1 tRNA gene and 1 rRNA gene are annotated in these 332 nt (G+C 40.4%); both read left to right on the top strand.

Going from position 1 to position 332, the window contains the following annotated elements:
• Positions 1 to 63: ribosomal RNA gene (locus ACSULM_RS12515) — 16S ribosomal RNA — on the top strand; the annotation flags it as partial.
• 98 nt (positions 64 to 161) lie between these two features.
• Positions 162 to 238 (top strand) — tRNA-Ile (locus tag ACSULM_RS12510).
• The last annotated feature ends 94 nt before the right edge of the window (positions 239 to 332 follow it).

Raw genomic sequence — 332 nt, 5'->3', positions numbered from 1 at the left:
ATGATTGGGGTGAAGTCGTAACAAGGTAGCCGTATCGGAAGGTGCGGCTGGATCACCTCCTTTCTAAGGATATATTCGGAACATCTTCTCACGAAGATGCAGGAATAACATTGACATATTGTATTCAGTTTTGAGTGCTCATTAGAGTATTCAAAAGAAATGGGCCTATAGCTCAGCTGGTTAGAGCGCACGCCTGATAAGCGTGAGGTCGGTGGTTCGAGTCCACTTAGGCCCACCATTTTTTTGTACATTGAAAACTAGATAAGTAAGTAAAATTTATGATTTTACCAAGCAAAACCGAGTGAATTAGAGTTTTTAAACAAGCTTTGAAT

Origin of the sequence: Staphylococcus caeli, assembly GCF_051413795.1 — a bacterium.
In the GTDB taxonomy this organism is placed as follows: Bacteria; Bacillota; Bacilli; order Staphylococcales; family Staphylococcaceae; genus Staphylococcus; species Staphylococcus caeli_A.
The sequence above is the reverse complement of the archived record's forward strand: the minus strand, read 5'-3'. Positions and strand labels throughout refer to the sequence as shown.